Here is a 24,017-nt window from a genome sequence, read left to right as displayed (position 1 = left end):
GTGTGTATTTTCATGATTTTGCTTGTTCAGAAATCTACAGTTACGTCTAGTGGCACAAAATGTCTTTTCAGAGACACAAATGTGGATGGTAGCCTCGGGAATCCAGTGGACTTTTGGGTACCTTAGGTATGGAAAGGAATCAGGGAAAATAAAAACAGCTAGTTTAATAGATATGGTAGACAACACGCTGAATCTTTTAATGAAGATGTAGTTGATCCAATTGAAGGTGAAGGGGACCATTTATTCGTAATTAAAGTTAACGAAGAGGTTAATTTAGTTATTCAAAAAATAGTTCAGTAACTATATGAAAATTTGTTGTTGTAGTAGTAAATGTGGCCATATTGTTGTAAAAAAGGATAGATGTAAACAGGTATACTCTCCTGTTCATCTATCCTTTCCTTTTTACCTTATAAAATGTGTGACATTATATTCAATCACATAAATATAGGATTTCATTACTATTTCCTTGACTTTTAATAAAACGATAGGGTCTATTTGGTATGCGTATTATTAAGAGTATGCTTCTATTTTAGGAATGCTTTACCCAACAAAATGAAAGTACACTTTATTTCCATTCTTAAGTTGATGGGTATCGCCACATCGCTATCAAGCTAAGTTTTTGAAGTACCCCCTAAATGGAAATTTTGTGTTATTATAGCACCGAAGTTTATTTTTATCGTTTTGGAGAACAACAGATTTTTTTAACTTAATAGCGATGTGATCATGCCCTTTTTTAGAGTCATACTATTAGTATATCCAAGATTAGGAGATTACTTGCAAGAGTCTTGGCAGTATTGCAACCGTGCTGTGTTATACTTCTAAAGTACTAATATTTCATGTAGGACTTATAGATGTTGGTATGACATATGAAATGTAAAATCAATCTGTTATTTTGAGGGTTCAGGCTATCGTTATTTAAACTAACATTCACACTAAAAGAAGTACAAGGAGGAAGGTATATCTATTAAAATAGTGAGGTATACCAAATTAGAAATGAACATTAGATTTAATAAAAAAGTAGTAGCATTCACGGCAGGATTAACGGTATTATCTGCACCATTGGTATCGTTTGCAGAGGAACAACAATTAGTAAACAATAAGCAACCTACAAACGTTCAGGAACAAAGTAAAACAACATCAGATGAACAGGCTTTAAAAAGTATTGAAGCTAGTTTTGAAGAGGTAGACGGACGTGGTGGAGGTACTGTCGACAATAAGAAAGTAGATGGTCTTCAACGTTCAGAAGGTATTCATGAAGAAACAGGTACACTAACTGTTCCTAACAATTCAAACAGAACAAAACGTAGTCTGTCTCCCATATCACCTAGCACCTCTAGTACAATAAATGGTGTTCCATTCACTGAATGGATTGTTCCAGCAGGTAACGATAATATTCGTCCTCAAAACTATATGAGTCCAAAGTACATTACAATTCATGAGACTGATAATACAAGTGTAGGAGCAGGTGCTAGAAACCACGCCCAATACCTATATAACCAAGCAGTAGGCAACACAGACCGGGCTGCATCGTGGCATTTTACAGTAGACGATAAAGAGATTTATCAACATCTACCATTAAACGAGAACGGATGGCACGCAGGAGACGGTGATGGTCCAGGTAATAGAGAATCTATTGCAATTGAAATCGCAGTTAACAGTGACGGTAATTATAGTAAAGCGGTAGATAATGCTAAGAAACTTGTAGCTTATTTAATGAAAGAAACTGGTGTACCGTTAAATAACATTGTAAAACACCAAAGATGGAGTGGTAAAATATGTCCTGCTAATATGATTAATAATGGACAATGGGATGCATTCGTAAATGGTGTTGGTGGGTATTATAATAATCTTTATCAACCAAAAGATGACATTACTGGAGGTTGGTATGAAGAAGCTATACGAGAGCTAAATCGAAGGGGTATTATGATAGGGGAAGGAAACGGAGTTTTCGCACCTAATAGAGCGATAACAAGAGCCGAATTTGCTCAATTAATCTCTAAATCTCTAAACCTGCCAGCTGGAGATGCTTCATTTAAAGACCTAAACGATGCAAACTCAACTTTACGAGATGGTATTAAAAGTGCTGCAAGTGCAGGTATTATTCTAGGTAGAGGTGATGGATATTTTGACCCAAACACACCTATTACAAGAGAAGAATCAGCAATTATTGTAAACAAGGCTTTACAGTATAAAGGTATATGGGGACCAGTTGTAAACCTACCATTCTCAGACAAAGACCAAATTAGCTATAAAGAAGACGTACAAAGATTGTATGGCCTAGGTATTGTAAGAGGTAAGGGTGACAATCAATACGACCCTAAAGGAACAACAACTCGTGGTGAAACAGCAACATTCATTCTAAATATGCTACAAGTAATTGAAAATGGTAGTGTTGAAAAGGTAATTGGAACGGCTCAAATTAATGGTATTGGGGTAAATGTTCGAAGCGGATCAGGTACAAACTATTCTATTGTTAGAAAGACAAGTAAAGGCGAAAAAGTTACCGTATATGAAGAAAAGAATGGTTGGCTAAGAATTGGAACAGGTCAGTGGATTTATTATGACTCTAGTTATATCGACTATAACAGATTATAAAAGACTAAATAGTTAAAAGAACAGGTCATATTTGGATATATAACTTAATCTCAGGTTGTGGAGAAAGTCTTCTTCACAACCTGTTTTTGTGTCTGGCACCCTCTTTACCTACCAATACTGATAAAAAGAGGAAAAGGAGAGATTCATTATGATGGGTGCATCGAAAAATCACCGTGTATACAATTTAAACACTAATGTTTTTCTAATAATTAAGTAGGGATCACCGTACATGCCTATCCAACCCATATTTTAAAATACCTCAAAACGAAAAAATGGGCTTTTTTGTTACAAGTTAGCACAAAATTTCGTTCTGGGGGTACTATAAAATTTTAGCTTGATAGCGATGGGGTATCACCACATTAACTTAAAAAATTTATAACGCCCCTAAAACAAAAAATTGACATTTTCATCTGGAAATGTCAATTTTCTCGTTTGGGGGTATTTGCTTTTCTTATCTTATCTTAATAGCGATGTGGTGCTACACCATGCTGCCTATCAACTTAAGAATGGAAACAAAATGTACTTTCATTTTTTGGGGGTAAAGCATTCCTAAAATATAAGCATACTTTTAATCATACGCATACCAAATAAACCCTAACGGGTTTCAGTTTTTTTTAGATATTTTGAAGCTTTTGCACCAGAACTAGATTTACAACTCTTGATAAACTACTGATTATCTCCATGTACACTCCAGATTTAGGGCTTATAGTGAAAATATTAAGTTGGGAATATCCAGGTGACATAAAAGGAGAAAGGAGTGTTCATAATGGGACACTATGATACAAAACAAACAAGAAAGAACAAAAGTAGAGACGGTAAAAAAAATGGTTATTTTTTTATTGGAATAATTGGTGCAATGATCGGGTCAATTACTATTGGCTTGACCACTCCATATATAGATGAGATCAAAGGAGGTACAGGTCAATCCGCTAAAAATAACGAAGTGAATCAGGTTACTCCTGTCTCGCACAAACCAGAAGGTGTGAATAGTCTTCAAAATATGATTGAAGATGCAAAAGAAGTTGTAGTAGGTGTCATTAACTATCAAAAAAATTCAGATCCATTTGCAGTACAAAAACAATCAGAAGAGGCCGGTTCAGGATCAGGTGTCATATATAAAAAAACAGGCAATAAGGTTTTCATTGTCACAAATAATCATGTGATAGACGGTTCAAATAAAATAGAAGTAAAATTGAATAATGGTAAAAAGCTTACCGCTAAAGTAGTAGGGACAGATCCATTATTAGATCTAGCTATATTAGAAATTGACGGAACAGATGTGAAAAAAGTAGCAACTCTAGGAGATTCGGAAAAAATTCGTACAGGAGAATCTGTAATTGCTATTGGGAATCCATTAGGGTTAGAAGGAAGTGTAACAAAGGGGATTATTAGTAGTAAGGATAGAGTAATACCTGTTAGCACACTTGGAAATCAACAAGTGGATTGGCAGGCACAGGTGATTCAAACAGATGCAGCTATTAATCCTGGGAATAGCGGAGGGGCTTTATTTAATGAGCAAGGTGAGGTCATTGGAATTAATTCAAGTAAAATTGCACAACACGCAGTTGAAGGAATCGGATTCGCAATTCCAATTAATATAGCTAAAACAGTTCTAGAATCATTGGAAAAAGATGGTGTGGTTAAACGTCCAATGATAGGTGTACAGTTATTTAATGTGGAGGAAATTACAAATTCTGCACGTGATCAATTAAAACTGCCAAAACAGATAATAAATGGTGTCGTGTTGGGGAGTATATCGAATCAATCACCAGCAGAAAAAGGAGGATTACAGCAGCATGATGTTGTGATCGCATTGGATGAACAAAAAATAGAAAACGTTGTTCAATTCCGCAAGTATTTATATGAAAAGAAAAAATTGGGGGATACAATTAAAGTGACAGTTTATCGCAATGATGAAAAAATAACAAAAATGGTGAAATTAACAGAGCAAAAGTAGTCTGATTTTGAACAGGTCACTTCTGTAAATTGATTTAACTTTTTTTGATCATATACACACGAATTCAATTCTAGTTTAAACTATTTTAGGCTCATCTGGAACTGGTAAAGTCAAAACTCTTAGCTTGGTTTGTAGGTTGGATACATCTAATACTGGGTAAGTATTGTATAAGGGTATTTTAAAAAGTAATAATAAACAACCTCCCCAATTGTTAGGGGAGGCTGTTTATTGTTCAGATATTGGAATACTAACAACAAATTGTACACCTTGTTCTACATTATTAATACAGTACTCTATACCTAGTGCTTCAAAAATTTGTTTTACAATATATAATCCTAAGCCACTCCCACCAGTATTTCGATTTCTTGACTTTTCAATTCGATAAAATGGTTCGAAGACATGTTGTATATCATTTTCTTTAATTTGTACACCTGTATTGATAATTTGAATTAAGATACATTTTTGTTTTGAGTCCTGAGTTAGCTGTATATATATATTCTCGCTATTCGGAGAATACATAATTGCATTATGAATAATATTTTTACAGGCTTTTTCTAAAAGAGCCTGATCTGTATAGACAGAAAGGTTAGAATCAATCTGTTTTATGATTTGAATGTCTTTTTGAGAAGCAAAAAAACTGAGATCTTTTGTGATTATATCCATTAACTCGGAGAGATTTATTTCTTTTAATTGTAGTTTAAATGTATGTTGTTCTAATTTAGACATACTTAAAATCTCACGAACTAGATCTTCCATCTTTTCGATAATTTGGTGGTTTTTCTTTAAGTATTGGTCACGATCTTGATAAGGACCAATGTTATATATCATCCCCTCTAAGTATCCTTTCATAATAGTGAGAGGGGTTTTTAATTCATGTGATACAGTTGCAAAAAATTCTCTGCGTTTTGTTTCTATTTCTCTTTCTTTTTCAATATCACTTTTTAATTGCTGATTTGCTTTTTGTAAATCAAACATAGTTTGTTGTAAATTAATGGACATATCATTCAAGCTATTAGATAGTTCTCCTAATTCATCCATAGAACGAATCTCAATTTTTTCGGAAAAGTCTAAGTCCGCCATTTTTTGTGCCCCTCGATTAATATAAATGAGAGGCTTTGTAATGAACCTTGAAAATAAATAAGCACTTCCTATCCCAATAACAACTACAATAATACTGATATAGGGAAGGAAACGTACCAAAACTTTGGAAGCCTCATCAATAGGTTGAAATGTTGCGTATACTATGACGGTTTGGTTACCATCCTGAAATGGAATATCATATGATTTGTTCAGGCTATTTGAATTCCCTATTCGTGCTGCTTGAGTAACACTTCCTTGAATAAATGTATAAGGAGTAGAATAAACGTTTACTCTTTCGTAATCTGGAAATCTGAGTATTGCATTATTTTTTTGCATATACTCTTCAAAAAGCGGTTGTGCATTTTGAAAAGTAAGATTCTTAGATTTATCAATTATTTCTTCCATTCCGTTTTCAAGCTGCTCTGTTTTATATTGTTCATAAAATGTAGGAAGAAAAAAGTATAAAGTTAAATAAATCATGACTGCAAAGGCTAACAAAATGAGGGATGTAGTCATAAAAAGTTTATAAGTAATTCGCTTCATTTTCATGATTTTTACGATTCTATTCATCGATTTTATAACCAATGCCTTTTATTGTTTTAATGTATGGGATATCTAATTTTTTTCGTATGTTTTTCATATGTGTATCAATTATTCGTGATTCTCCAATATAATCGTATCCCCAAACTTTTTCTACGATGCTTTCTCTTGGGAGTACTCTTTTCTCATTTTGAAGTAGTAGTTGCAGAATTTCGAATTCTTTCGTTGTTAAGGAGATTTCAACCTCATTTACATATACTTTATAGGCGTCGACATCGACACGCAATTCTTTAAAGACGAAATGATTATCTAAGCTTTTATCATTGCTTCTTCTTAGTACTGCTTCGACTCGTCTAATCAAAACATGAAAAGAGAATGGTTTTGTAATATAATCATCGATTCCAAGATCAAATCCTTTCATTTGATCTTGTTCTTCTTCTAACGCAGTCAGCATAATAATTGGCACATTTGATTGACTTCGAATCATTTTCGCAACTTCAAATCCGTTAAGGTTTGGCATCATCACATCCAAAAGAATCAAATCAAAGGATTGCTTATTAAATTGTATCATTCCTTCTAATCCATCTGATGCAACTTCAACTGTATACTGTTGTGTCAATAAAAATTGTTTAATTAATTCCTGAATTTCTTGGTCGTCTTCTATTACAAGAATATGATGGTTGATCATTATATCACCTCTAGTAGCCATTATAACTTTACTATCTGGAGTTTGTATGGAGAATTACTAGAAAACAATATAAAGACTTCACAGGAAAACTATATATATTTCAAATCAGCTCTAGATTTAAGAGATATTATGTATACATAACACTTAAGAAAGAAGGAGGTAAGCAAAATGTCACTTGAAACAGACATAATTCTTTCTATATTAGATATAAAATTGTGGATAATCCATCATTCGGAACATGGTCTTATAAAAATAAAAAAACAAAAAAATAAAAAGTAAAATTATCATCGTATCTATATAAGTACGCAAGTGTAAATAAAAGAAACCTATATAAACCGAGTTAACAAAAATCCAGAAATTAGTTCCTTATCTCTATCAGATGTTAGTTAAACGTTAAAATACTTTTCAAGAGGAATGAAGCCAGAGTAAGAACAGATATCGTTTTTGTAAGATGGATAACTAAATTCAAATGGGTAAAGAAACTTTTGAAAGGTTAAAGAGGCATGTTAAGAATAAATAGAATTGCATGAAACAATTCTTTATAAAAAAGGACGATAATACTTGATTGAAGCTGAGGAGATAAAGATTCAACACCAATGATTATCAATAATTGAAATACTAATGATTAGAATAAAAAAGAACCTTCAGTAGGTTCTTTTTTAGAGTTGGTAAATATGTGATCAACAATAGATAGTAATTTAGATGCTTTTTATTAATCGGCTAAATTTTCTTAGGGAAGAAATCATTTTTTCATGACTTATTACTAGATATAACCAGACATTTCATTTGTTAATTTGGGTGGGTGATTTAGTTTTTTGGGTTTTCCACGCTAAAATGTAAATTTTGTTTAGGGACAAAATGTTAAAGGTGTAAATTCTGAATTAACAGAAAAATTAGGTGGTAAAAATCCCATTGAATATTTTAACATGTAGTTCATTTTTCTTTGGCCATATTTTCATGTTGTTACCGAACGTTTATATGTGTCTAATGGAAAGAAATATTTTAAGTTTGTTACTATCTATTGTTTGATTAAGATGGTAACACGAAAATAAAACGTTTACAATAAAAAAATAAAGAAAAAATATAAAAATCCGACTTTTTTCGACAAAATGATTGAGAGAGAAAAAATCTAAATTAAGTAAATCTTATATGTATAGAGATTCTTAATCTCATAAATAACGGTTATAACATATGTAAATGTTCTATAAGTAATTAAAACGTCGAATATAAAATTATATTGTGACAATTATAAACAAAACATACTTAATAATTCATACTTAGACTAACAAATCAATTCATAATAAGTTAAATACGCTATATTTAATAGATTACAATATGGAATATTTAACTAAAATATTCCATATTGTATATAATAATAAATCATTTAACATATTAGTTGCGGTGAATTTTGACATAAGATATTTTAAATATTAAGCACAGGAACATTTTAAAGAAAAAGAGCTATTTTAAAATGTACCCTAAAAACGTTTTTCCTAAAAGTAGTAAGAATTTTTAAATTGTTTCTGTGCCTAATTAGATCAAAATAATATAATAAATTGTTTGAAAAAGATGAAAATAAATTACTTTTACGGAGAAATATACACCCCACACCATTAGAATTATGTCAAATTATAGCATGCAAATTTCATTCTTCTATCTTACAATCTGCACAACTACCATTATAGGTAACATGTCTGAGTTTTAACTTCACATTCATCATTTTTTTGTCCAAAAAGATTAATAAGGTCAGAAAAACGTGCCGCCATCTACTATGAAAATGTAAGCAATATGAAGAATTATTTATAAGTGTATTTTTAATATTTTTGACGTTTTTCAAAGGATTTTCATTGTAGAATCCTAAATAATCTATAAATTTTTATATAAAGAAATAAGAATTGAGGTATTCATTATGAAATTTATAAAAGGGATATTCGTTTCTACGATTGCACTTACAGCCTTTACAGGATTAGAGTTAATTAAATTTCATGAAAATCCCGATGAAGTGTATGCGGATTCTGAATATTCCGTGAAAAATATAAGTCAATCTGAGGCAGATATTAAAGAAGAAGATCACATTATTGTAAAGTTTAAAAGTGAAGTGAATTTCCCGTATAAGGATGGACTTGAAAAACAAATAAAAAACGAAGATAGCGATCCGGAATTAGTAAAAATCTTTTCTGAATTTCCACAGCTAACATTAAAGCGTTTATTTACATCTGTGGACCCAATAGAGATTGAAAATATTGATAAAGATACGAGGGAAACTGAAAAGAAATCATCTTCTAATTTACTAGATTATTATAAGGTAGAAGTTCCTAATAAAGTAACAGCTGAATCGTTGATGGACAAGCTTAAGAAATCTCATCTTGTTGAAGAAGTATATATGCAAGAAAAACCAACTCTTTTACCAGAAATACAATTACCTACTTTAGCGCTTAACCCTTACGACGATCCAAGATTTTTAAACCAGGGATATCTTAAGGAAGCACCATATGGGATTAATGCATCTTATGCTTGGAGCATTAAAGGTGGAGATGGAAAAGGAACTACTTTTGTAGATATGGAGTATGGGTGGTTATTAGACCATGAAGATTTAGTAAATCAAAAAATTGAACTAATATCTGGTAGAAATATAGATCAACACGTTGGTCATGGAACCTCTGTTCTTGGAATTGTTTCTGCTGAAGATAATAAGGTTGGTAACATAGGAATTGCACCAAAGGCAAAGGTTAAAGTAGTATCCCAAATAAGAGGTGATGGGTCTTATAATACGGCTGATGCGATAATAAATGCTGTACATAATTTACAAGCTGGGGATATTTTATTATTAGAAGCACAAGCATCTTATGATGGATATGGAGATAAATATTTACCTGTTGAAGTACAGCCAGCTATTTTTGATGCAATACGAGCTGGAACTGATAAAGGAATTATTGTGATAGAAGCCGGGGCAAATGGTACTAATGACCTTGATCAATTTAGAGATAAGAATGGAAAACAGGTATTAAATCGCAATAGTCCGGACTTTAAAGATTCAGGAGCTATAATGATTGGAGCCGCATCGTCAACTGTTCCTCATAAACGTTTATGGTTTTCAAATTATGGTAGTAGAATTGATGTTTATGGTTGGGGAGAAAACGTAGATACAACTCGTGCTGAACCTAATAGAATTACTAAAAATCTCTATACAACTGGCTTTAGTGGTACATCTAGTGCTTCTCCAATTATTGCTGGAGCAGCGACTTCAATACAAGGTGTGGCTAAAGAACATTTAGGTCGCCCTTATAAACCAGCTGAATTAAGAAACATACTAAGTAATCCAACTACAGGTACCAAATCTCAGGATCCTTCAATAGATAAAATTGGTGTTTTACCAGATTTAAAGTCAATCTTGTCAAATTTGGGGTATAGTCCAGATATATCAAATACTGTTAATGTTTTAGAGGGAAACCAATTTGTATGGTCAATGAAAGGAATAGGAGATTTTGAGTTTGCAAAATTAGATTTTAATAAGACAAAAGAAGAAATGCAAATTCAATTAAAAGCAGGTGTACCACATCATTACTTTGATAGTACATATGCGAGTGTGAAAGTCCAAAATTCATCTGGAAAAGTGGTATATAATAAAGATATTTATGGAAACAGGCAACAGAATGCTGAAACACAAAAAGTTTCGGTGAAAGTCGGAGACTATATTGAGTTTACGCATTTAGAGGGTGGAAACCGTGCGACTCTTATAAATGTGGATAAAAATGTACAGGAGAGCTTTGGTAAGAAGATAGTGTATCAAGTTACAGTTAATGGTCTTAAGAAAGTTGATCAAATTATTAACCCTAACCCGGATACAGAAGCTCCTACACAGCCTCAAGGATTACAAGCAACCAACATTACTGCAAATAGCGTAGACCTAAAATGGAATCCATCAACAGATAACGTAGGTGTGAAAGAATATCAAGTATTACGTGACGGGAAATTCATTCAAACGGTACAGGGAACCACATTTACTGATAGCAAACTGACTGCTAACATAGAATACAAATATACTGTGAAGGCTATAGATGCAGTTGGAAATCAATCTATTCAAAGTAGTGCTCTTAGTATAAAAACAAAAGAGCAAAATACTTCTTATGAAAAATGGGATCCGAAGAAAGCATATACAAAAGGGGATAGAGTAGAGTATCAAGGGAAAATCTATGAAGCTGTTCAAAGTTACCAAGGAAATGGAGATTCAAATTGGATATTCTCGTTATCCTTATGGAGACCAATTACAGCAAGTTAAATATAGTCTATTTGATAGAATTGTTATTTCAGCATTAGCAAAATAATTTTTTTTATGAATTATATTATTACTTAATAGTGAAGTTTATCATTTTAATTAGTTCTTTAAGACATTTAGTCATTCAAGAATCCCACACGTTAATCCATAAGGATTCGGGCTTGCGACTTCAGTCGTGGGAGTCTCAAACAGCAATAAGTAAAGGTTCGTATTCCATTAAGCGAATTTATTGAAGTTACTGAAGGTGATACCTAAGATGGTATTGAAAAAACATATCCAATTCGAATAGGAGCTGCATACGGTACAATTAATCGTATTTTAAAAAGAGAAATTAGAATTAGTTAAGTAATAAAAAAGTGTAGAAAGGTTTTATTTCTACGCTTTTTTATTTTTGGGGAATTTGTTTTTCTTAGCTTGATAGTGATATGGTGCTCCCCTTAATAAGAGATTAGATGTATTAAAAAGGTTGGGGAATCCTCAGCTTTTTTTTAAACAATGAAATATTATTATATTTGTTTGAAAGAATTGCTTTATTCAAATTGTATCTACTTGAAACTAAACTCTTTTGTTCTATCAAATATGAAAAAGTTTTTGTTGATTTATTACATATAGTAATTAGAGATTGTGGTTTAAGCATTATAAAGCGTTAATATTAATGGTCATTTAGTATTTTGAAATGTCATTAGGACGAAAGTAATAAGTAGAAACCCTGTGTCATATTTTGTTCCTTGGTGTATAAAAATGATTAAAATAACAAATATAATAAATTAAAATCTATATATATTTATAAAAAAATCAATTAGAGTTGGATTTATCAATAAAATTCCGATTTTTCAGTCATGTATATAACATACATATATTTCAAACTAGAATTTGAAGAAATATGAAAAATAGCTTGGATTTACTAATAAATAAAAAAATGCTAAAAAATACATAATTATCGAAAAATGTAATAATTTGTAGTATTTTTTGCGTTCCAAAAAATAATTCCTGTGTATAAACTTTGGGTTGTAACGTTTATTACATAATTTAGTAATTATGGGGTTGGATGTGATGAAAAATAATATATGTATTGCATAGTTTAATTAAGTAAAAAGGAGAGGATCTTTAATTAATACTTTAATATTTTCAAAATTAGAGGAAACGACGGATTTTATCCCAAGTTTAGAAAAACAAAAATGGCAACTAGAAAGAATTAATGAAGTTTTATCTTTAGCTAAGGAATATTCACCATTTTATAAAACATTTTATAAAGAAGTGAAAGTCAATCTTAATAGTTTGGAGGAGTTCCAAAAAATTCCTATGATAAGTTCTAAAGATATTATTAAAACGACACCTCCCAGACATATGCTAACAGGTTTACCCCAGAATTCGTATGTATTTACAAGTGGAGGGACAACTGGAGAACCTAAAATTATTTATTTGACCTCAGATGAATTGAAAGAGAATATTTTCTTTCATGGAAAAGGTTATGCAATGGCTGGGATTAATGAAGATGATACAGTTGCTACATTTGGAGTGCCTGGATTTTTAACATCTGAATTTACTGTTTACCTAGGACTTGAAAGAACAGGATGTAAAATTGTTCCCATTGGTATTAGCTCAGATCTCGAAAGACTGTTTAATTATATTAAAATGTTTAATGTTACAACGCTATTGGTTATGCCATCTGATGTAATACCGTTAGCGCAATATATTGAGAAGTCAAACAAAACTCTTTCAATAAATCAGATTGTTTATGGTGGCGAAAAAATGTATTCTTCTACAAAGAATTATTTAGAGTCCATATTAGGAGTAAAAAATTTTAAATCTGTATTTCAAAGCATGGATGTGGGTACTATAGGTTTTCAGTGTGATTACTGTGAGCCAGGTATGTATCATATACATGATCAGCTGCAATATACTGAAGTTTTAAATGAAAAAGGTCAACCTATACAAGATGGGGATATTGGTGAACTTGTTATTACAAATTTAAAAAGAAAGTTAATGCCAGTTATTAGATACCAAACTAACGATTTAGCAATGAAAATAGATACTTTATGTCCATGTGGTAGAACAAATCCTAAAATTAAATTAGTAGGGAGAAAAGGGGAGATAATTAAATTAGGTGGGGAACAAATATTTCCACAAATATTCGCCCAAGCATGTAGTCATTTAGAAGAGCAAACTGGGGAATTTCAATTGTTAATAACTAAACATCAAAATAGAGATAAGATTCAAGTGTCCTTTGAAGTTTCAGGAAAAAATCTGGATGAGAAAATTGAAGAACATTTGATAAGTATAATTAAAAATCGAATATTAAACTTTACACCTAAATTAAAACAAATGATTCAATTACAAGTTATTGAGCCATTGGAAGTTAGCTTAGTAGGAAGAGAAAAAATGAAAATTTCCGAAAGTTCAGGAAAAGTCGTTCGTGTAATTGATAAAAGAAAATAAAAGGAGGAGTTTTATATGTTATTTAAAAAAATCGAATCAGAATTTCATTCTTTAGCAACAAAAAATGAAGTAGGTTTAAAAGAAACATTAAGGAAAGTAGATCAAATAATTCAGAATGAGGGTTTGGTTTTTAAAGGAAAGGTACTCCCTTTTTCTGTGCAACCTTTAGCAATTACAGATGAAGAAAACGATTATTTTAAGAGGGCTTCTGAAATATTATCTGATTCTCTAGAAATAGTATTAGATGCTTATGAGAAAGATACAGAGATTAGGGAATACTTTTCATATTATAGTAAATATGAAAAGCTAATTAATATCAATCCAGGTTATGAGAGGAAGATACGCATTTCAAGGTTTGACTGCATATGGAATGGTGGATATGAATTTAAAGTAGTTGAACCGAATGCTTGTTGTCCTGGAGGCGTTGTTGTATTGGGAAAATTGAAAGAGAAATGGTTTGATTTACCTATAATTAAAGAAATCACTAATTCTTATGAAAAGAAGCAATTTCTGTGTGATACACCTAATGGATTCCTTAATGAACTGGTCAGTGCTTATAGAGAAATGGGAGGTAATGAGGAAGAACCTCAAATTGCGCTTGTGAATTATGCTGAAAAATACTCGTATGAATTAGAGCACATTCAAAGATATGGGTGTGAAATGGGTTACAAAATTATTATTTGTGATTTGAGAGATTTAAAATTAGACTCACAAGGAAAACGGTTAATGTTTAATCAACAACCAATTGATATTATTTATAATAAAGTAGACCAATTAGAGTTGGGAAATGAAGATATGAAGGATGTAATTGAAGCATGTGAACGAGGATTAGTCTGTAACGTTAACTCGTATTCTTCTATGTTTATTGGAGAGAGTAAAATGACTTTAGCGTTACTTACAGATTCAAAATTCCAAGAAAAATATCTATCTAAAGAACAAATTGAAATGGTTAATAAGCATATTTTATGGACAAGGAAATTAGAAGACACAATTACTAGTTTCAAAGGAGAAGAAGTAAATTTAATTTCATATATTATTGAAAATAAAGATCTTTTTGTTTTAAAAGTAGACAATTCTACACGTGGAGAAAACGTATTTTTAGGTAAATATACAAATCATGAGACATGGTCCAAAATTATAAAGAATAATAAAAATGAAAACTGGATAGTCCAAGAGTATAATAAAATTCCAAGTGTGGAGATATTGGAATGTAAAGGCGAAAATATTATAAAAGAAAATAAAAAGTTTGGCATTGATATATTTATGTTTGGAGGTAAATATGCTGGGATTGTATCACGTATTTCAGATAAAGCTGTTATAAATTTAGGACAAGGTGGATACGAGCAGCCTGTAATAGCATTAAAAGCTATAAAAGAAGAGGTAGCGAGTATATGAAGGCACTTATTGATGATTTCAACTTAAAGGTTTTAGATATGCCTCAACTGGCAGTCGATTCATTTAAAAAGTTACAAAATAAAATGGTTGAAGACCGAATCCTTCAGTATTATTTGGACAAGGAAACAGAAATCATTCCAAAACCGGGGATTTTAGATGAAGTACAATTAAACCTTATTAGTGAAGATACTAAATCATTGTTAGATATTATTGTATCTTTACCGGAACGCATATTTAAGGGAAATATCTTAACTATGTGCACAGCTTTAGGGTTTTCGGAGAAACAATATGAATTAATGATATCGACATATCAGAATGATAATTTAATAGCTCGTAGTGATTTATATTTCACAAAAATTGGACATAAATTGTTAGAGTTAAATGTGGATAGTAGTGTCGGAGGAATCGATATAGGTCATTTAAATAAAATGATGACATCTTATGGGTTTTACAAATCATTAACTGGATCTGAAAGATGGAATTATATTGACCCGATGGATAAATTAATAAAGAGTATCCAGGATTTAGCTATAAAAATTGGAAAAGAAAATAGTGAAATAACAATTGCTGTTATGGATTGGGATGAATATTTGGATAGTTATTATGGGACTTTAAATTATATTAAATTAAGGTTAATAGAAGCTGGATATAAGGCAGTGATATGTTCTCAAAAAGATGTAGAATGTAATAATGATATGCTAGTGGTAGGAAATCATACAATTGATATTGTATATCGAGTATTTTTGTGTGATGATGCTCTTCATAATCCTGAAGAAGTAAAACCAATCGTTCAAGCTTACCAGGCAGGGAATTTGGAACTATTAACAGGATTTCATACAGAGCTTTATAGTAATAAAGGGAATTTTGCATTTCTTTCAGATCCAAAGTATAAACATTTATTTACAAAAAAAGAGTTGAATTTAATAGAAAGGTGTATCCCATGGACGCGATTTTTAAAAGACATTATAATTCCAGATAATAATTTGGACACTAATGGAATTGATTATATCATAAAAAACAAAGATAACCTTGTTATTAAACCTACAATTGGATATGGGGGAAATGAGGTACTATTAGGTTGGAAGTTTAATGAAAATGATTGGGAAAACAAAATTTCGAATTTATTAAAAACTGATTCCGTATATATTGTTCAAGAGAGAGTATATCCAATTGAAGAGGAGATTCCTTTTTTGATAAATAAATCAATCGAATTAAGGAAAGCTATTTTATGTTGGGGGCTTTATGTTATCAATGGAGAATTTGCAGGAGCAATGTTAAGAGGTTTACCATGTGAACAAAGCGATGTAGTAAATTTGGGAAATGGTGCAGCAGTGACATGTCTTTTTTATAGGAGTTGAAAATGAGTAAAAATAAGAAGATTTTAAAGATGACAATTCCTACCATAATTGAAATGAGTTCAACTAACTTTATGGGAGTAATAAACCTTATAATTATTGGCCATTTAGGCTATGAAGCCATTGCTGCAGTAGGTATTACAAATGTAATTATATTAAATTTGTTTGCTCTATTCAGTGGTATTGGTTTTGCTGTAAATTTCTTAGTATCCCAATCTTATGGAGCTAGAGAATTTAAAAAATGTAGTATATATACTTATACTGGAATCTATTCTGTTATTGTTCTGTTTCCATTCTTTATACTATTTGCATTCTTTGCGCCTAAATGGATCTTTGAAGTAATGGGAGTTTCATCTAGTATTGCAATGATAGGGATAGGATATTTAGGATTAAGAATAATCGCATTTTCTATAAATATGTTTCGTGTAGTATTAAATGGATTTTTTAGAGGTATAGGAAATACAAAAACTCCAATGTATTTTTCTATGCTGGGTAACACTTTAAATGTTTTATTAGCATTGTTACTAGTAAATGGTTATTTATATTTCCCTAAATTAGGTGTGCTAGGGGCAGGTTGGGCATTCATTGTTTCAGAAATTGTCCAGGTTACTTGTTTACTAGTTTGTTATTTAAAAGAAAATAATTGGTATGCTACAAAGAAATTAATAAGTTTTAAAGAGACGAAATTCAAATTAGTAAATTTCGAAGGTTTAAAAATCGGTCTAGAAGAACTTGGAATGAGTGGGGCGATGCTTCTCTTTACTGTGTTCATTTCTAGAGTTGGTGATATAGAATTGGCTGCCACGGAGATTGTGTTGAATGTAATATCACTTGCATACTTACCTGGTATAGGATTCGGCGTAACAGCAACTATATTAATAGGTCAACAGATTGGAAAAGGAAGTCCATTGATTGCAAAAAAAATCGGTATTGATGTTGTAAAAATAGGGTTATATTTTATAGTTCCTTTTACAATTATTTATTTTTTAGGTGCGGAATATATCGCAAAATTATTTACTACAGAAGAAATGGTACTGTCCTTAACTGTTGAGATATTACGGTTTGCTTCACTGTTTGTAATTTTTGACGGACTTCAGTTAATTTTGGCTGGGGGACTAAGAGGAATTGGAGATAATTATTATACAATGAAAGTCGCTTTGATTTTAGGGTGGTTCGTGTTTATACCATTATCTTTTATATTTACCTTTGTATTAGAATTGGGGATTTACGGTCCTTGGGTTGGATTTTATATTTACATTGCGGGACTATTTGTTGCTTTTGGTTATAGGTATTTGAAGCTAGATTGGTCTAGTATAGCAATAAAAGATGCTGCTGCGAGTGGTTAATGATATTAGTAAATTACTTAAGATAACTTTTGATTAACCGTTTTAAAATAGTGAAAGTAATAATGTATGTAACGTTATTTCCTTAATATGTTATTAAGAAGAAGCATTATATCGTCCGGGTTAGGGAATGAGCTTTAAGATTTATTAATTAATGAACTGCATGTAAATTGTAAGGAATTATAAACAATTTACATGCAGTTTTTTTGAAGTACATACTAATTCAATCTTGTTATCAGTTAACACTTGGTAGTTATTAAGTGGTTTAACTCGGAAGAAGACACCTTAGGGTGTCTTTTCTTTTAAAAAAATAATGTTTTATAACGATAAACGGATTAATTACAATAGGGGGCTTATCATTAGAAATAATCAAATAGAAAACAAAATATCAAGTGCCTTTTTATCCAGTTATTCATGGAAAGGAAAGGAAAAGAGAGGAAACAAATTATTGAGGAAATGGAACTTGAAGATTATGAACAAAAATATGTAGATCAAGTAATGAAAGAGTTAATTCAAGGAGAAAAAATATAATGGTTTTGAATTAGATAAGAGAATTCTTTTACTAATTGAAATGAATGAAGAAGGAGATGATGGATTTGATGAAAACGATGCTGAATATATGTGGTAAAAAAGTAGGTGAATAGATTAGGTGATATTTCTAAATGAGCACGAAGAACTTCTGTAATTATCCAAATAAAACACAAGCACCCCTAATTAATAAAAAGATTGGCTGTTCTCGTTTTGTATTCAATCATTTCCTATCTCTATGGGATAACGCATACAAAGAGACAGGGAAAGGTTTGACATATGGTACATGCTCTGCCAAAATTCCTGCCATGAAGAAAGAGTTTGTTTGGCTAAAAGAAGTGGATAGTATTGCGATTCAGTCGTCTGTTCGCAACCTTGCGGATGCTTATACACGCTTTTTCAAAAAACAAACTAGTGCCCCGCGTTTCAAATTTAAGAAAAACAACGTACAATCTTACACCACAAAACAAACAAACAAACAAACAAACAAACAAACAAACAAACAAATGAAAACATTGCCGTTGTAGGAAACAAAATGAAGTTGCCAAAACTCGTGAAGTAAAGGGACGTATTTTAAATGCTACGGTTAGATGGAACTCTTCTGGCAGATACTTTGTGTCATTGTTAGTTGAAACAGAAGTGCAAGAACTTCCGAAAACAAATTCTTACATTGGAATGGATGTGGGACTAAAAGATTTCGCCATTTTGTCAGATGGAACAACCTATAAAAATCCGAAGTTTTTTCGATCGTTAGAAGAGAAGTTGGTAAAAGCACAGCGTGTTCTTTCTAGAAGAATGAAAGGATCTTCTCGCTGGAATAAACAGCGAGTAAAAGTAGCTAGAATTCATGAATACATGACGAATGCTAGAAAAGATTACTTGGACAAAGTGTCAACTGAAATCATCAAAAACCACGATGTTATCGGTATAGAGGATTCTCAAGTATCGAATATGTTAAAGAATCATAAGTTAGCAAAAGCCATTAGTGAAGTATCATGGTCGCAATTTCGATCCATGTTGGAATACAAAGCAAAATGGTATGGCAAACAAGTCATTGTCGTATTGAAAACATGTGCTTCCAGCCAATTATGTTCTTGTTGTGGATATCAAAACAAAGACGTTAAAAATCTAAACCTACGTAAATGGGATTGTCCTTCTTGTCGTACACACCATGATAGGGATATTAACGCAAGTATTAATCTAAAGAATGAAGCGATAAGGCTTCTAACCACAAGGACTGTGGAGCTAGCCTAATCAATTAGAGTTCGTTAGAACTCTTTACTTGGGAATCCCTCACTTCTAAACGAAGTGAAAGTGGGGGTAGTTCAAACCGTTGTGAATGATAGCATTATGGTTTTTGGAGACAAACATTCGTATGATCCATTTTCGGAAATTGAATTAAAACGGAAATTTACACTGCCAAAAGAGTTATTAAATCCAAACCTGAAAGATGCATTGTTAGGATTGAATCTTACTTATGACGGCCAAGTGGTCTTTGTAACAGGAGGAGGTGTAGTTGGGGTTATTGATCGCTATTTCAAAGAGCAAGTACAGTATATTAAGCTGAGTGGGGAAACTATGTCAAACTCCTTTTCTCTTGATGAAAAAGGAGTAGAAAAATTCGAGTGGGATTTTAAGACAAATAAGTGGAAAAGAGCATGGGCGAATCCAGATGTGAGTTCTCCATCGGTAGTGCCTATGGTAAGTGCGGGTAATAATCAAGCTTATTTCAATGGTTACGTTGATGGAGATTGGGAGATTACTGGACTCGACTGGCATACAGGAAAGGTTAAAACGCGCCTAATCTTAGGAGACAGTCAAGCATATAATGGAGCTTATTCCTTGATTCAGGTTTTGCCAGATGGTGATATTGTTTACGGAGGTTTAACCGGATATCTGAGAATCAATGCCAAATAAATAAAATAAAAAATTATTGTGGAGTCGTTTATTTAATAAGTAAACAAAAAGGCTTACTCTTTATTATAAAAGGGTAAGCCTTTTTGTTGCTGCTGATAATGATGGATTATGTTGACTCGTTATGAATAAGATATTGGAGTATGACACCCAAAAGAACATAGGTATGTAAATTCTAAATTAGAATAATATATGTTTGTATTTGTAATCGATACATACTTCCTTAACGTATAATTTTCTTTTTTAGGTCGTGTGTCCCCATCTAGAATCCGAATACGACCAAAATATGCTGAAAAAGAAGAAGGAAATCACCATGTACCCATTAAGTTCGAAAGAACGTCCAATGATTGTAAAAGTGTCGTCTAAAGAACGAGCTGAAAAGATAGCTACCATTTGTGCTACGTATGATTTCGACTACATACAACTGGATATTAAATTAGCAAAAGATTGTTGAAAAAAGAAGATAAAAAGAGAAGGCATTCGAAATAAGGGGGCAATGTTTTGCTAATAGATTAGTGCTGGACTAGGATGAAGGTGGTCATGCATAGCGTACCATTTAGCAGTGATGGTTATTTATATTTTATAATTAAGAAATAACGATATGAATATTTACATTTGATTTAACACTTATTTTTTTCAATAATAAAAATATGGAGATAAAACATTCTACTAATAAAAGGTTAATATTTTACCTTTTTTAAAAATCAATTCTCGTTTATAAATATAAATATATATATATATATTTATACAGATGGATTAATCGACGTTATTTGAAAAGAATTTATTTGAATGATACATCTGACATTTTGGAGAGGACAAGCAAAAATGGGGAATAAAGAGAAAAAGCCTAGCGAGTCAGAATAAAAAACTAATTAAAATAAAATTTCATACAATTCTAATAAGTTTGCAGAAATTCTCTAATATGGTTTATACTGTAATAGGAGTTATTAATGACCAAATAATTAATAGATAGTTAATGTTGTGTATTAATTTAACATGTTATATTTAAGGTTATTGAACATATTACTCCTCAACCCATGCTTTATGCTGAATATACAGTAGGGAAAATATAATTTGAAAGTTTGAGGTGCTCTTATGCTAACAACAGTTTCTAATAAGACAAGCAGTTTTGACGTAGAACAAAAGGTACATGAATTCGAATCAAATGGATACATTCAAATCTCTAATGATATTTTTTTACAAGATCAAGAAGATCAAGCATTACTAACGAAAGCACAGTTAGACTACTACAGCTTACAAAACGACGCATATGGCGAATGTCGCGCTAGAGCCTATTCAAGATATATAAAATACGCGGGTTCTTCAGATTATGTTCTAGATACAGACAATGGATATTTCCAATCTGAAGAATATAATTATGACGATGGTGGGAAAATTAGAAATTTCAACAGTATAACAGATGAATTTTTACATAATTCATTAATTGAGAAAATTGTTCGCTTTGATAGTGAATTTGCATCTAATACAAATATACTTGATACAAGTAAGGATTTGGTTATAGGTCTACATCAAGTCAGATATAAGGCAACTAGAGAAAATCCTTCTTTTAGCTCTCCAATTTGGCTACATAAGGATGATGAGCCGATTGTCTTTTTACATCTCATGAATTTAAGTAATACAGCTCTTGGCGGAGACAATCTGATCGCAAACAGCCCTAGGGAAATTAACAAGCTTATTAGCTTGAAGGATCCCCTAGAAACTTTAGTATTTGGACAAAAGGTATTCCACGCTGTAACACCACTAGGAACAGAGTGTAATACAGAAGCCTTACGTGACATTTTATTAGTAACGTTTTCTTATAAGGAGCCAAAATGATAAAAAATAAGACTATTATGATCTCAGGTGCCAACAGTGGTATAGGAAATGCTTGTATTGAATATTTTTTAGAAAAATCATTTAATGTAATAGCTCTTGATATTAATACAAATAAATTAGTAGACTATACAAAAACACATACGTCTTTTAAGTTAGTACAAATAGATTTAAGTAACAGCAATGAGATTAATAATCTTTTTATACAATTGGATACAGATACCCTTTGTCCCGACATACTTATAAATGCGGCTGGTATCAGGGAAATAACACCTGTATTAGAACTCTCTGATGATCTATTTAAAAAAGTAATAGATGTTAATTTAGTAGCACCATTTATTCTTTCAAGGGAAGCAGCTAAGCGTTGGTACAAGTCTAAAACAAAAGGTTGCATAGTAAATATAGCATCTGTTTCAGGATTAATGGCTGAACCTGAAAGAGCAGCTTATGTTGCATCAAAACATGCTCTAATTGGACTTACTAAACAGATGGCTATGGAATTTGGTAAGCAGAACATACGAGTGAACAGTATTTCTCCCGGTGTCATTAGGACAGAGCTTACAGAAGAATATTTTAGTGATGAGCGTTTGGTATCCCTTATAAAAAGCAATCAATCCTTAGATACGTGGGGACTACCGCAGGATATTGTTTCGTGTATTGAATATTTAATTTCTGATCAGGCTCGCTTTGTTACAGGTTCCAACTTTGTCATAGATGGTGGTTGGACAGCTGGGAAAAATTTATAATGAAGGGTTTTTTGTAGATAAATTAAAAGCACCTGCCCTTTATAGAAGGACGGTGCTTTTCTTACTAAAAATTAGATATTTAACGGGGGGATTAAATTGATTCAACAAAATTCTATTGAGAGAAAATCATTACCGGCTCTGAAGATGATAATATCAATGGTTATTTTCGGTTCAGTCGGCTTTTTTTCCGTACAAACAAATTTACCTTCATTTGAGTTGGTATTTGTACGATGCATTTTTGCTACAATATTTTTAAGTCTATGCTGGCTAATTACTGGACAGTACAAACATGATAAATGGGAACGAAAAGAAGTTATTCAAGTCTTGATATGTGGATTTTTCCTTGTATTTAATTGGGTATTTTTATTTAAAGCGTTTGAAAATATGTCGGTCACAGTTGCTATATCAGTCTATCACCTTGCTCCAATAATTGTACTTATCATTGGAAGTATTGTTTTTAAAGAGAAATTAACAGTATTATCTGTTATCTCTATCATTATCTGCTTTGTAGGAGCGTTATTAATCGCTGGCATAAACAAAAACTTCTCTTTCGACTCGTTAATGTCTTCTGGCATGGTTTGGGGACTTCTCGCAGCTCTGTTTTATGCATTTACAACTTTATTTGGGAAAGGTATTAAGAACATGAGTGCTTATGCAATGACCTTTTTGCAAACACTTTTAGGGATTTTTCTTCTAATACCCTTTATAGATTTTGATGCATTCCATGGACTGACTCAAAGTAATTGGACGTATATTATAGCAACCGGCCTTATCCATACAGGATTGGTATACTACTTATTCTTTGATAGCTTACGTGATTTATCAACAAAATTAATCTCGATATTAGTTTTTTTAGATCCAGCTGTAGCAATTTTATTGGACACGGTGCTTACAGGATTCCGACCAACTTTAATGCAAGTATCAGGGATTACTCTAATTTTTGTTGGTATGGCTCTAACTTTTAAAAAATCTAAAAGTAAGACCCGAAAATTTAAAAAACAAACTATAGAAGACGACGCTCGTGTATTGTAAAACAATCAAATCATAAAAAAACACTTGCTACATAATTGGGGTAGCAGGACATGTCCATCAATCTAGTGAAAAGAAACACCCCAAAACAGTAAAAATTCACGAAATTCTTGTTTTGGGGGCATCATGAAAACTTAGCTTGATTGTCATGGGGGCACCATATCAAAAAAAGAAAATTGTACATTTAGACACATTTTAGATACAAAATAACCGATTCCTTATACGTTAAGGAATCGGTTATTTATTTTCCTGCTTTTTTAGGGAGTTTTTTCTTGTAATGGTCTTATATGATTGATTTA

At 31.7% G+C, this 24,017-nt stretch carries 14 protein-coding genes and 1 pseudogene; 13 read left to right on the top strand and 2 right to left on the bottom strand.

Annotated elements, in window-relative coordinates:
• Nucleotides 1-993 precede the first annotated feature (993 nt).
• Together I6L50_RS31065 and I6L50_RS31060 are read left to right on the top strand one after the other, a co-directional pair.
• The gene (locus I6L50_RS31065; protein ID WP_219304007.1) at nucleotides 994-2,595 is read left to right on the top strand and encodes an S-layer homology domain-containing protein; all 1,602 of its coding nucleotides are present in this window, start codon (nucleotides 994-996) and stop codon (nucleotides 2,593-2,595) included.
• A 757-nt stretch (nucleotides 2,596-3,352) separates the two neighbouring features.
• Nucleotides 3,353-4,552 carry a S1C family serine protease gene (locus I6L50_RS31060; protein ID WP_219304006.1) on the top strand — a complete coding sequence of 400 codons (1,200 nt, stop codon included), beginning with the start codon at nucleotides 3,353-3,355 and terminating at the stop codon, nucleotides 4,550-4,552.
• Nucleotides 4,553-4,777: 225 nt separating this feature from the next.
• Here the strand turns inward: I6L50_RS31060 and I6L50_RS31055 are convergent, their stop codons facing one another.
• Nucleotides 4,778-6,202: a sensor histidine kinase gene (locus I6L50_RS31055; RefSeq protein ID WP_219304005.1), complete on the bottom strand. Its 1,425-nt coding sequence runs from the start codon at nucleotides 6,200-6,202 to the stop codon at nucleotides 4,778-4,780.
• The gene (locus I6L50_RS31050; protein WP_219304004.1) at nucleotides 6,195-6,860 is read right to left on the bottom strand and encodes a response regulator transcription factor; all 666 of its coding nucleotides are present in this window, start codon (nucleotides 6,858-6,860) and stop codon (nucleotides 6,195-6,197) included. Before I6L50_RS31050 ends, I6L50_RS31055 begins: the two co-directional genes overlap by 8 nt.
• Before the next feature lie 1,909 nt (nucleotides 6,861-8,769).
• On the opposite strand from I6L50_RS31050, the gene I6L50_RS31045 reads away from it, so the two are divergent.
• The 11 genes and pseudogenes from I6L50_RS31045 to I6L50_RS30995 all read left to right on the top strand — a co-directional run bounded on the left by I6L50_RS31045 (nucleotide 8,770) and on the right by I6L50_RS30995 (nucleotide 23,721).
• Nucleotides 8,770-11,139, top strand: a complete 2,370-nt coding sequence (locus tag I6L50_RS31045; RefSeq protein WP_219304003.1) for a putative mucin/carbohydrate-binding domain-containing protein — start codon at nucleotides 8,770-8,772, stop codon at nucleotides 11,137-11,139.
• Nucleotides 11,140-12,438: 1,299 nt separating this feature from the next.
• Entirely contained in the window at nucleotides 12,439-13,575 is a 1,137-nt protein-coding gene (locus I6L50_RS31040; RefSeq protein WP_219304002.1) for a phenylacetate--CoA ligase family protein, read from the top strand.
• Between the two features lie 15 nt (nucleotides 13,576-13,590).
• Nucleotides 13,591-14,970, top strand: a complete 1,380-nt coding sequence (locus I6L50_RS31035; RefSeq protein ID WP_219304001.1) for an ATP-grasp domain-containing protein — start codon at nucleotides 13,591-13,593, stop codon at nucleotides 14,968-14,970.
• Nucleotides 14,967-16,328 (top strand): hypothetical protein, encoded by a 1,362-nt coding sequence (locus tag I6L50_RS31030; RefSeq protein WP_219304000.1) that lies wholly within the window; start codon nucleotides 14,967-14,969, stop codon nucleotides 16,326-16,328. Before I6L50_RS31035 ends, I6L50_RS31030 begins: the two co-directional genes overlap by 4 nt.
• A gap of 2 nt (nucleotides 16,329-16,330) precedes the next feature.
• The gene (locus tag I6L50_RS31025) at nucleotides 16,331-17,671 is read left to right on the top strand and encodes an MATE family efflux transporter (protein WP_219303999.1); all 1,341 of its coding nucleotides are present in this window, start codon (nucleotides 16,331-16,333) and stop codon (nucleotides 17,669-17,671) included.
• 659 nt (nucleotides 17,672-18,330) lie between these two features.
• Nucleotides 18,331-19,450: pseudogene (tnpB, locus tag I6L50_RS31020) on the top strand (IS200/IS605 family element RNA-guided endonuclease TnpB).
• 81 nt (nucleotides 19,451-19,531) lie between these two features.
• A complete protein-coding gene (locus tag I6L50_RS31015) occupies nucleotides 19,532-20,113 on the top strand; it encodes a hypothetical protein (RefSeq protein ID WP_219303998.1) in 582 nt (193 codons plus the stop codon).
• 310 nt (nucleotides 20,114-20,423) lie between these two features.
• Nucleotides 20,424-20,564 (top strand): hypothetical protein, encoded by a 141-nt coding sequence (locus I6L50_RS31010; RefSeq protein WP_219303997.1) that lies wholly within the window; start codon nucleotides 20,424-20,426, stop codon nucleotides 20,562-20,564.
• A 641-nt stretch (nucleotides 20,565-21,205) separates the two neighbouring features.
• The gene (locus I6L50_RS31005) at nucleotides 21,206-21,946 is read left to right on the top strand and encodes a 2OG-Fe dioxygenase family protein (RefSeq protein ID WP_085313137.1); all 741 of its coding nucleotides are present in this window, start codon (nucleotides 21,206-21,208) and stop codon (nucleotides 21,944-21,946) included.
• Nucleotides 21,943-22,689 (top strand): SDR family NAD(P)-dependent oxidoreductase, encoded by a 747-nt coding sequence (locus I6L50_RS31000; protein WP_002144105.1) that lies wholly within the window; start codon nucleotides 21,943-21,945, stop codon nucleotides 22,687-22,689. Before I6L50_RS31005 ends, I6L50_RS31000 begins: the two co-directional genes overlap by 4 nt.
• 144 nt (nucleotides 22,690-22,833) lie before the next feature.
• Nucleotides 22,834-23,721 (top strand): DMT family transporter, encoded by an 888-nt coding sequence (locus I6L50_RS30995; protein ID WP_374108440.1) that lies wholly within the window; start codon nucleotides 22,834-22,836, stop codon nucleotides 23,719-23,721.
• The last annotated feature ends 296 nt before the right edge of the window (nucleotides 23,722-24,017 follow it).

This window comes from Bacillus sp. FDAARGOS_1420 (assembly GCF_019344915.1).
GTDB classification, from domain to species: domain Bacteria; phylum Bacillota; class Bacilli; order Bacillales; family Bacillaceae_G; genus Bacillus_A; species Bacillus_A mycoides.
This window is presented reverse-complemented; position numbering and strand designations above follow the sequence as displayed.

Bases quoted from the DNA above. Each gene is read 5' to 3' on its own strand.
- I6L50_RS31065 (WP_219304007.1), top strand. From the start codon at position 994: ATGAACATTAGATTTAATAAAAAAGTAGTAGCATTCACGGCAGGATTA.
- I6L50_RS31055 (WP_219304005.1), bottom strand. From the start codon at position 6,202: ATGAATAGAATCGTAAAAATCATGAAAATGAAGCGAATTACTTATAAA.
- I6L50_RS31050 (WP_219304004.1), bottom strand. From the start codon at position 6,860: ATGATCAACCATCATATTCTTGTAATAGAAGACGACCAAGAAATTCAG.
- I6L50_RS31045 (WP_219304003.1), top strand. From the start codon at position 8,770: ATGAAATTTATAAAAGGGATATTCGTTTCTACGATTGCACTTACAGCC.
- I6L50_RS31040 (WP_219304002.1), top strand. From the start codon at position 12,439: ATGATAAGTTCTAAAGATATTATTAAAACGACACCTCCCAGACATATG.
- I6L50_RS31035 (WP_219304001.1), top strand. From the start codon at position 13,591: ATGTTATTTAAAAAAATCGAATCAGAATTTCATTCTTTAGCAACAAAA.
- I6L50_RS31030 (WP_219304000.1), top strand. From the start codon at position 14,967: ATGAAGGCACTTATTGATGATTTCAACTTAAAGGTTTTAGATATGCCT.
- I6L50_RS31025 (WP_219303999.1), top strand. From the start codon at position 16,331: ATGAGTAAAAATAAGAAGATTTTAAAGATGACAATTCCTACCATAATT.
- I6L50_RS31010 (WP_219303997.1), top strand. From the start codon at position 20,424: ATGTACCCATTAAGTTCGAAAGAACGTCCAATGATTGTAAAAGTGTCG.
- I6L50_RS31005 (WP_085313137.1), top strand. From the start codon at position 21,206: ATGCTAACAACAGTTTCTAATAAGACAAGCAGTTTTGACGTAGAACAA.
- I6L50_RS31000 (WP_002144105.1), top strand. From the start codon at position 21,943: ATGATAAAAAATAAGACTATTATGATCTCAGGTGCCAACAGTGGTATA.
- I6L50_RS30995 (WP_374108440.1), top strand. From the start codon at position 22,834: ATGATAATATCAATGGTTATTTTCGGTTCAGTCGGCTTTTTTTCCGTA.